Consider the following 8,735-nt stretch of genomic DNA (forward strand, 5'->3'; position numbering starts at 1 on the left):
GGCTCGCGTCGTCATTGCGTGAGGTCGATCTCGTAGATGGCGAGGTTCTTGCCCGAGCCGTCGTCGGCGGCGACCTGCGTGAGGCCGGTCAGGCCGGCGGCCGTCGCGTCGGCGAGCCGGTTCGGCGCCGACGTGAACCGCACGTGCGCGAGCGAGCTGGCGAGCTTCGTGAAGCGCCAGCTGCGCTGCGCGCCGTCCGCCGCGCGCGTGATCGTGCCGCGCTTCTTGATGAACGCGATCAGCACGTCGCGGTTCGCGTCGGGCGACGCGAAGATCGTCTTGCTGCCGTCGAGGCCCGGGAAGTTGCCGCCGCCGCTCGCGCGGTAGTTGTTGGTCGCGACGATGAACTGCGCGTTCGGGTCGAGCGGCGCGCCCTTGTACGTCAGGTTTCGAATGCGGCTGCCGACCGGCTGCGTGACGTCGATCTCGTAGGCGAGGTCGGCCGACGTGAACATGTCGAAGTTGTAGCCGGGGAAGCTGCTGACGAGCGGCTGCACGGTCGCCTTGGTCGGGTCGATCGTGTTGAAGCGCTTGGCGGCCGTCTCGAGCCAGTTCTTCACGTCGGCGCCGCTCACCTTCACCGCATACACGGTGTTCGGATACAGGTACAGGTCGGCCGCGTTGTTGATCGCCAGCGCGCCCGGCGCGACGTCGGTGTAGTCGCTGCCGCCGCCGAAGCCGCTCTTGAACGGCGCGCTCACCGACAGCACCGGCAGCGACGCGTACTGCGGCAGGTTCGCCTGCACGTAGGTCTTCACGTAGTCGGCCTGCGCCTCGTTGACGATCTGGATCGCGCCCGGATCGCCGACGTCCGCGAAGTACGAGTTCATCCGGTAGTCGGTCGAGCCGATCGGCGTCTTCACGTAGTCGATGGTCGCCTGGTGCTCGGCCGCGATCGCCGCGGACACCGACGGATCGGCCGCGACGTAGCTCTTGTCGGCGTTCTGGATCGGCCGCGCCTCGACGGTGGTCTGCGACTTGTCGACGCTCCAGGTCTTGCCGTCGAACTTCAGCCCGAGCTTGATCACGCCCAGATGCTTGCCCCAGTAGTTCGCCATCACGGTCGGCACGCCGTTGACGGTGCCCTTCACCTTGTCGACGCCCGGCAGGTTGAATTGTGCGACCGTGCTGTTCGCGTCGGGGAACACCTGGTGCGAATGGCCGATCAGCATCGCGTCGATGCCCGGCACGGTCGACAGCCACCAGCTGCCGTTTTCCATCGTCGGCGAATACGCCGTGTTGTCGAGCCCGCCGTGCGAGATCGCCACGACCAGATCGGCGCCCTTCGCGCGCATCTCGGGGATGTACTTCTCCGCCGCTTCCTTCAGGCCGGTCGTATAGACCTTGCCGTCGAGCCAGCGCTTGTCCCAGCTCATGATCGCGGGCGGCGTGAAGCCGATGATGCCGACCTTCACCGGCGCGCTGACCGTCTTGCCGTCGGGCGTGACGGCCGTGACCGTGCGCGTGAGGATCGTGTACGGCGTGAACAGCGGCGCGTTGGTCTTCGCGCTGATCACGTTGGCGAGCACCTGCGGGAAGTTCGGCCCCGCGCACTTCTTCTGCTGCGCGGGGGCCGGCAGCCCGTCGACGTCGAACGTGTTGCCGGTGACCTGCGACAGGTACGGCAGCCCGTAGTTGAATTCGTGGTTGCCGATCCCGCCGCCGTCGAATCTGGCGGCGTTCATCACCTTGTAGATCGCGAGCGTCTGGTCGCAGCCGAGCGGCTTCACGAGCGCCTGGTAGTCGGCCAGCGCGGTGCCCTGGATCGTGTCGCCGTTGTCGAGCAGCAGCGAGTTCGGATACTGCGCGCGCGCCTGCGCGATCAGCGTCGACACGCGCTCGAAGCCGAGCGAGTTGTCGGCGGCGAGCTTGAAATAGTCGTACGACAGCACGTTGGTGTGCAGGTCGGTCGTTTCGAGCAGCGCGAGCGTCGCCGTCGTGCCGGCGGGCGCCTGGGCCTGCGTTTGCGGCGCCGAAGCGGTGACGTCGTCGCCGCCGCAACCGGCGAGCGCGAACGCGAGGGAGGCGAGCGCGGCGGCGGTGCGCACGCGGCGGCGGGAAAGCGGGGGGAGACGCATCGATTGTCCTGTTCGGGTTCTGTTCTATGGGTCACGCGGTGCGCGGCGCGATGGCGGCGCGGGTGCCGACGGCCTGATGTGCGGCGCGTGAGAGTATCGAAAGGAAACATGACGGAAGAATGAAAGGTGGCGCGCCGCAGGCAGCGCTCGCCGCGCTGCCGCCGCGGCAATGCGCCGCCGCACGGGCGTGGGATGGGCATCGTCACGTCGCGGCGCCGGGCGGTTCGATACAATGGGCGCTGACATTTTTTTGCAAACAACCTGCCCTTGGACATCGACACTCCTCCCGGGCTGTCCGTCGACGCCGGCGAACAGGGCCAGACGGTGCGCCTGTACGGCCAGTGGACCGCGCTCGCGCTCGCCCGCAATCGCGGCGCCATCACGCGCCGCGTCGCGGGCCTCGCGTCCGCGCGCCCGCGCGAATGGGATCTGTCGGGCATCGAGCGGCTCGACCACGTCGGCGGCCAGGCGCTGTGGCGCGTATGGGGCCGCAAGCTGCCGGCCGGCGTCGAGCTGAGCGACACGCAGCGCACCATCTTCGAGCGCATCGAGCGTCTCGACAGCCAGCGCGAGGCGCCCGAGCGCGTCGTGCGATTCGATCCGGTCACGCGCCTCGGGCTGGCGATCTTCACGTTCGGCGAGCATCTGCAGGGCGGCATCGCGATGTTCGGCCGCGTGATCCTCGACGCGCTGTCGGTGCTGCGCCGGCCGCAGACGATGCCGTGGAAGGAAACCTCGGCGAACATCTACAGCGCCGGCGCGCAGGCGCTGCCGATCACCGCGCTGGTCGCGTTCCTGATCGGCATCGTGCTCAGCTATCTGTCCGCGCAGCAGCTGCAGATGTTCGGCGCGAACCGCTACATCGTGAACATCCTCGGGCTGTCGGTGATCCGCGAGCTCGGCCCCGTGTTGTCGGCGATCCTGGTCGCGGGCCGCTCGGGCTCGGCGATCACCGCGCGGATCGGCGTGATGCGCGTGACCGAGGAGCTCGACGCGATGCGCGTGATGGGCATCCCGCACGGGCTGCGGCTGGTGCTGCCGCGCGTGCTGGCGCTCGGCGTCGCGATGCCGCTGCTGGTGATGTGGACCAACATCATCGCGCTGACCGGCGGCGCGCTCGCCGCGAAGTTCGTGCTCGCGATCGACTTCAACTATTTCGTGCGTTCGCTGCCGGGCGTCGTGCCGATCGCGAACCTGTACATCGGCGTCGGCAAGGGCGTCGTGTTCGGGATGCTGATCGCGCTGGTCGCCTGTCATTTCGGCTTCCGGATCAAGGCGAACTCGCAGAGCCTCGGCGAAGGCACGACGACGTCGGTCGTCACGTCGATCACGGTCGTGATCCTCGCCGACGCGGTGTTCGCGATCCTGTTTCAGAACGTGGGGCTCGGATGAGCACGTCTGACCATCCCGCCGCGCAGCCCGCGGCAGCCGGCGCGGGCGCGGCCGGCGCCGCACCTGGCGCGCCCGGCGGCGAGCTCGTGATCGAGGTGCGCAACCTCACCAAGCGCTACGGGCGCAACATCGTCCACCAGAAGCTCGATTTCGACGTGCGGCGCGGCGAGATCGTCGCGATCGTCGGCGGCTCCGGCTCGGGCAAGACGACGCTGGTGCGGCAGATCCTCGGCCTCGAGCGGCCGACGTCGGGCACGATCAAGGTGTTCGGCGAGGATACGTCGACGATCGACGAAGCGAGCGCGCGGCTGATGCGCACGCGCTCGGGGATGCTGTTCCAGCAAGGCGCGCTGTTCTCGTCGATGACGGTGTTCGACAACATCGCGCAGCCGCTGCGCGAGCTCGGCCGCGTGCCGGCCGACCTGCTGCACGACATCGTGATGCTCAAGCTCGAGATGGTCGGGCTGCCGGGCAAGCATGCGTCGAAGATGCCGGCCGCGCTGTCGGGCGGGATGATCAAGCGCGTCGGCATCGCGCGCGCGATCGCGCTCGAGCCCGAGCTGCTGTTCCTCGACGAGCCGACGGCCGGCCTCGACCCGCAGGCCTCCGACGAATTCGTCGAGCTGATCGGGACGCTGCACCGCACGCTCGGGCTGACCGTCGTGATGGTCACGCACGACCTCGACACGATGGTCGCGCTGTCGACGCGCGTCGCGGTGCTGGCCGATCGCAAGGTGCTGGTCGCGGCGCCGGTCGAGGAGGCCGCGGGCGTCGACCATCCGTTCATCCACGAATATTTCCTGGGGCTGCGCGGGCGCCGCGCATTGCAGGCGCTGCCGCCCGAGCGGCGCGCGAAGCTGCCGAAGGCGGCCCTCGAACCGGCGCTGTCGAGCGTCGAGCTGTAGACGAACGCATCAAGCAAGGAACCCGCGAATGGAAAACAAATCACACGCGTTCTGGGCCGGCCTGTTCACGATCGCGCTGACGCTGGCGATCGCGGGCACCGTGTTCTGGTTCAACGTCGACCGCACCGTGCGCGTGCCGTACGACCTGCTCGCGCGCACCAACGTGACGGGCCTGTTCCCCGATGCGGCCGTGCGCTTTCGCGGGCTCGACGTCGGCAAGGTGCAGTCGATCGGCTTCGACCGTACCCATCCGGGCCAGATCCGCATCCGGATTCTCGTCGACCACGACGCGCCGATCACGCAGTCCACTTACGGCAGCCTGGGCTTCCAGGGCGTGACGGGCATCGCGTTCGTGCAGCTCGAGGACACCGGCCGCGACCTCGCGCCGCTGCCGTCGTCGTCGAAGTCGATCGCGCAGATTCCGATGCGGCCGAGCCTGTTCGACCAGATCCAGGAGCGCGGCGACGTGCTGCTGCGGCAGCTCGAACAGGCGGCCAAAAGCGCGAACGAGCTGATGTCGCCGGAGATGCGCGCGCAGCTGCTCGCGACGGCCGCGAGCCTGCAGCACGCGGCGGACGGCGCGGCGGCCCTGTCGAAGCAGCTCGAGCCGGCGGTGGCCGCGCTGCCCGACACGATGCATCAGGTCGATCGCGCGATGGCGTCCGCGAACACGCTGCTGCAGCCGAACGGCCCGCTCGTCGCGAACCTGAACAAGGCCGGCTCGGCGGCCGAGCAGGTCGGCGTCGCGCTGAACGACCTGAACGCACGCGTGCAGTACGACACGCTGCCGCGCTTCAACGCGCTGGCGGGCAGCGTCGGCGATGCGTCGCGGCAATTGAAGGACGTCGCGGGTGAACTCGGCCGCAATCCGAGCAGTCTGTTGTTCGGCTCGCCCGGCCCCGCGCCGGGCCCCGGCGAGGCGGGCTTCGTCTGGCCGGGTACGACGGCCGCGAAGTAGCGCGCCGCCATGCGCTGCCGCCCGCTGTAACCCGCCGCCGCCGCGGCCGCCGTCGGTCGGCGGGCCGCGACGCCCGCGCGACGACGTCATCGAAATCGGAAACCTCATGCAGGAACATGCCATGCCACGAATCCTCGAACGCGCGCTGCGCCCGGCCGCGACCGCGCTCGCGCTGCTGACGCTCGCCCTCGCCGCCGGCTGCGCCGGCAACAGTGCGGCGCTGTCGAACGTCCGCTACGACCTCGGGCCGGCCGCGACGGTCGGCTCGACCGGCACGGGCTCGGCGCTGAAGGTGCTCGACATCGCCGCGCCCGACGCGCTCGACTCCGACAAGTTCGTCTACCGCCTCGCGTATGCGGACGCGCAGCGCACGGCCGTCTATCGCGACAGCCGCTGGACCGCGCCGCCCGCGCAACTGCTCACGCAGCGCCTGCGCGCGGCGTTGTCGTCGCGCGGCGCGGTGCTCGAAGGCTCCGACGGCGTGCGCGCGCCGACGCTGAAGGTCGACCTCACCGAGTTCGAGCAGGTGTTCGACGGGCAATCGCAGAGTCACGGCGCCGTCACCGCGCGCGCGACGTTGATGCAGGACGGCAAGGTGCTCGGTCAGCACACGTTCGTCTCGCGCGCGCCGTCGAGCACGCCCGATGCGGCCGGCGGCGCGAGCGCGCTGGCCGCCGCGAGCGATGAGCTGGTCGCGCAGATCGCCGCGTGGGTCGGCGTGCAGGCGTACGCGGGCACGCCGTGACGCGCGCCGCGCCGCCGCGATGAACGCGATACGCATGCCGCGCGCCTCGTCGCTCGCGCTGCAGGCGTTCGCCGCGTACGCGGCGCTCGTCGTCTATGCGTCGCTGTATCCGTTCGAAGGCTGGGTGTCGCTCGGCATCGGGCCGTTCGACTATCTGTTCGCGCCGCTGCAGCGTTACGTGACCGTGTTCGACGTGGCCACCAACGTGCTCGGCTACATGCCGTTCGGCGCGCTCGGCGTGCTCGCGCTGCATCCGCGCTGGCGCGGCGTCGCCGCGACGCTGGTGGTGACGGGGCTCGGCGTGCTGTTGTCGGGGACGATGGAGGCGCTGCAGACCTATCTGCCGACGCGCGTCGCGTCCAATCTCGATCTCGGCGCCAACGCGCTCGGCGCGCTGCTCGGCGCGTCGCTCGCGGCGCCGGCCACCGGCGCGCTGCTCGATCGCGGCGCGTTGCGGCGGCTGCGCTTCGCGTGGTTCGAGGCCGACGGCGCGACGCCGCTGCTGCTCGGCGCGCTGTGGCCGTTCGCGATCCTGTTTCCGTCGCCGTTCCTGTTCGGCATCGGCGACTGGCCGGCCGCGCTGTGGGAGCGCGCGGACCGGTCGATGCAGGACGCGCTGCTCGCCTGGCTGCCGGCCGCATGGCACGTGAGCGAATGGCCCGAGCGCGTGGACGGCTGGCTGTCCGATTCCGGATGGGAAGCCGCGCTCGGCGCGCTGATGCTGTTCGCGGCGCTCGCGATCGCGTCGCTGCCGATGCGCGCGAGCGCGCCGCGCGTGCGGCTGCTGATCGCGTTCGTCGCGGCCACGCTCGCGCTGAAGGCGGCCGCGACCTTCATGCAGTCGAGCACCGGCCTCGTCGTCGTGTGGGCGACGCCCGGCGCGCGGCTCGGCATCGAGCTCGGCTTCGCGGCGGCGCTCGTCGCGCTGCGCGTGCCGCCCGCGTGGCGGGCGCTGCTGGCGGCCGTCGCGCTGCTGGCGGGCGTGGCGCTCGTGAACCTGCTGCCGGTGAACCCGTTCTTCGACTTCACGCTGTCGGGCTGGCGGCAGGGCCGCTACGTGCACTTCAACAGCCTCGCGCGCTGGCTCGCATGGATCTGGCCGTACGCGGCGCTGCTCTGGCTCGGCCAGCGCGTCGAGCATGCGTGGCTGCCGGGGCGGGGGCGGCGCTGACCGGAGCTGACCGGAGCTGATCGGTGCTGACCGGAGCTTGACCGGAGCCGGGTTGGTGCTGCGCCCGGGCGGCGCCGGCTCGCCGCCCGGCGTTCCGGCCGCCGACGCCGCCGCGCGCCGGTCGCTATAATCGAGCGCACCTCCGTTGCAGCTGCGACGGCTCTCGCCCCTCTTTGCGTCCGGCATCGCGCCGGGCCGCTCGTCACCATCATGGATTCCTACTACCAGCACCACGTCTTCTTCTGCCTGAACCAGCGCGAACCGGGCGCCGAGCGTCCGAGCTGCGCGCAATGCGACGCGCAGACCATGCAGGAATACGCGAAAAAGCGCGTGAAGGAACTGGGCCTCGCGGGGCCCGGCAAGGTTCGCATCAACAAGGCCGGCTGCCTCGACCGCTGCGAGGAGGGGCCGGTGATGGTCGTGTATCCGGAAGGCACCTGGTACACGTACGTCGATCAGGCGGACATCGACGAGATCGTCGAATCGCACCTGCGCGACGGCAAGGTCGTCGAGCGCCTGAAGATCTGAGCGGGCGGCCCGGATGAACGTTCATACGCAGAAATCGCTGATCGCCGGCCCGGTCGGCCAGATCGAAATCGCGGTCGACCTTCCCGACGCCGTGCGCGAGCGCAGCGCCGCGCCGCGCGGCATCGCGCTCGTCGCGCACCCGCATCCGCTGTTCGGCGGCACGATGGACAACAAGGTCGCGCAGACGCTCGCGCGCACGCTGGTCCAGCTGAACTACGTGGTGTACCGGTCGAACTTCCGCGGCGTCGGCGCGACCGAGGGCGTGCACGACAACGGCATCGGCGAGGCCGACGACCTGCTCGCGGTGCTCGCGCACATGCGCGCGCAGCCGGGCCTCGCGGAGCTGCCGCTGGTGCTCGCCGGGTTCTCGTTCGGCACCTTCGTGCTGTCGCATGTCGGCAAGCGGCTGCGCGACGCGGGCGAGGCGATCGAGCGGATGGTGTTCGTCGGCACCGCGGCGAGCCGCTGGCAGGTCGCCGACGTGCCGGAAAACACGCTCGTGATCCACGGCGAAACCGACGACACCGTGCCGATCGGATCGGTCTACGACTGGGCGCGGCCGCAGGAGCTGCCGGTCGTCGTGATCCCCGGCGCCGAGCATTTCTTCCATCGCAAGCTGCACGTGCTCAAGCGCATCATCGTCGACGCGTGGCGTTGAGCGGTTGAACCGAACCGGCCGCGATGTCTCGCGGCTGGGTTGTCGGGTTCTTGGGTTGCCGTCCGACGGATCGACTGCCCGGTAGTCTTGCGGCTCGACAGAGCGATGGGCAGCCGTACAGTCGTACAGCCGTACAGAGCGAGAGTCCGATAGCTCGATGGCTCGATGGATCGACGGATCGACGGCTTGTCAGATCGACAGATCGACAGATCGACGGCTCGCCCGACCGACAGGGCGACAGCCGGGCAGGGCAATAGAACGACCGCCCGTCTACGAGCCCGCCCCCGCACATCCCCATCC

Annotated in this window: 8 protein-coding genes; 7 read left to right on the forward strand and 1 reads right to left on the reverse strand. The window is 70.0% G+C overall.

Going from position 1 to position 8,735, the window contains the following annotated elements; all coding sequences use genetic code 11:
- Nucleotides 1-11 precede the first annotated feature (11 nt).
- Nucleotides 12-2,078, reverse strand: coding sequence for a bifunctional 2',3'-cyclic-nucleotide 2'-phosphodiesterase/3'-nucleotidase (locus C3Y15_RS25845; protein ID WP_046429354.1), 2,067 nt, complete (start codon nucleotides 2,076-2,078; stop codon nucleotides 12-14).
- A gap of 267 nt (nucleotides 2,079-2,345) precedes the next feature.
- Between C3Y15_RS25845 and C3Y15_RS25850 the strand changes: the two genes are divergently transcribed.
- The 7 genes from C3Y15_RS25850 (at nucleotide 2,346) to C3Y15_RS25880 (ending at nucleotide 8,435) form a co-directional block, all read left to right on the forward strand.
- Complete coding sequence (locus C3Y15_RS25850; protein ID WP_011886150.1) at nucleotides 2,346-3,470, forward strand: MlaE family lipid ABC transporter permease subunit; 1,125 nt, start codon at nucleotides 2,346-2,348, stop codon at nucleotides 3,468-3,470.
- Nucleotides 3,467-4,375, forward strand: coding sequence for an ABC transporter ATP-binding protein (locus C3Y15_RS25855; protein WP_014723727.1), 909 nt, complete (start codon nucleotides 3,467-3,469; stop codon nucleotides 4,373-4,375). The genes C3Y15_RS25850 and C3Y15_RS25855 overlap by 4 nt, the downstream gene beginning before the upstream one ends.
- A gap of 28 nt (nucleotides 4,376-4,403) precedes the next feature.
- Nucleotides 4,404-5,333 carry an MlaD family protein gene (locus C3Y15_RS25860; protein WP_011886148.1) on the forward strand — a complete coding sequence of 310 codons (930 nt, stop codon included), beginning with the start codon at nucleotides 4,404-4,406 and terminating at the stop codon, nucleotides 5,331-5,333.
- Between the two features lie 121 nt (nucleotides 5,334-5,454).
- Nucleotides 5,455-6,078: an ABC-type transport auxiliary lipoprotein family protein gene (locus tag C3Y15_RS25865; RefSeq protein WP_011886147.1), complete on the forward strand. Its 624-nt coding sequence runs from the start codon at nucleotides 5,455-5,457 to the stop codon at nucleotides 6,076-6,078.
- 19 nt (nucleotides 6,079-6,097) lie between these two features.
- Complete coding sequence (locus C3Y15_RS25870) at nucleotides 6,098-7,249, forward strand: VanZ family protein (RefSeq protein ID WP_034192530.1); 1,152 nt, start codon at nucleotides 6,098-6,100, stop codon at nucleotides 7,247-7,249.
- 210 nt (nucleotides 7,250-7,459) lie between these two features.
- Nucleotides 7,460-7,777: a ferredoxin gene (locus tag C3Y15_RS25875; protein ID WP_011886145.1), complete on the forward strand. Its 318-nt coding sequence runs from the start codon at nucleotides 7,460-7,462 to the stop codon at nucleotides 7,775-7,777.
- Nucleotides 7,778-7,790: 13 nt separating this feature from the next.
- Nucleotides 7,791-8,435 (forward strand): alpha/beta hydrolase, encoded by a 645-nt coding sequence (locus C3Y15_RS25880; RefSeq protein WP_059568255.1) that lies wholly within the window; start codon nucleotides 7,791-7,793, stop codon nucleotides 8,433-8,435.
- The last annotated feature ends 300 nt before the right edge of the window (nucleotides 8,436-8,735 follow it).

The sequence above is a fragment of the Burkholderia sp. B10 genome, from assembly GCF_004368385.1.
In the GTDB taxonomy this organism is placed as follows: Bacteria; Pseudomonadota; Gammaproteobacteria; order Burkholderiales; family Burkholderiaceae; genus Burkholderia; species Burkholderia vietnamiensis.

Bases quoted from the DNA above. Each gene is read 5' to 3' on its own strand.
- C3Y15_RS25870 (WP_034192530.1), top strand. From the start codon at position 6,098: ATGAACGCGATACGCATGCCGCGCGCCTCGTCGCTCGCGCTGCAGGCG.
- C3Y15_RS25855 (WP_014723727.1), top strand. From the start codon at position 3,467: ATGAGCACGTCTGACCATCCCGCCGCGCAGCCCGCGGCAGCCGGCGCG.
- C3Y15_RS25845 (WP_046429354.1), bottom strand. From the start codon at position 2,078: ATGCGTCTCCCCCCGCTTTCCCGCCGCCGCGTGCGCACCGCCGCCGCG.
- C3Y15_RS25875 (WP_011886145.1), top strand. From the start codon at position 7,460: ATGGATTCCTACTACCAGCACCACGTCTTCTTCTGCCTGAACCAGCGC.
- C3Y15_RS25860 (WP_011886148.1), top strand. From the start codon at position 4,404: ATGGAAAACAAATCACACGCGTTCTGGGCCGGCCTGTTCACGATCGCG.
- C3Y15_RS25865 (WP_011886147.1), top strand. From the start codon at position 5,455: ATGCCACGAATCCTCGAACGCGCGCTGCGCCCGGCCGCGACCGCGCTC.
- C3Y15_RS25880 (WP_059568255.1), top strand. From the start codon at position 7,791: ATGAACGTTCATACGCAGAAATCGCTGATCGCCGGCCCGGTCGGCCAG.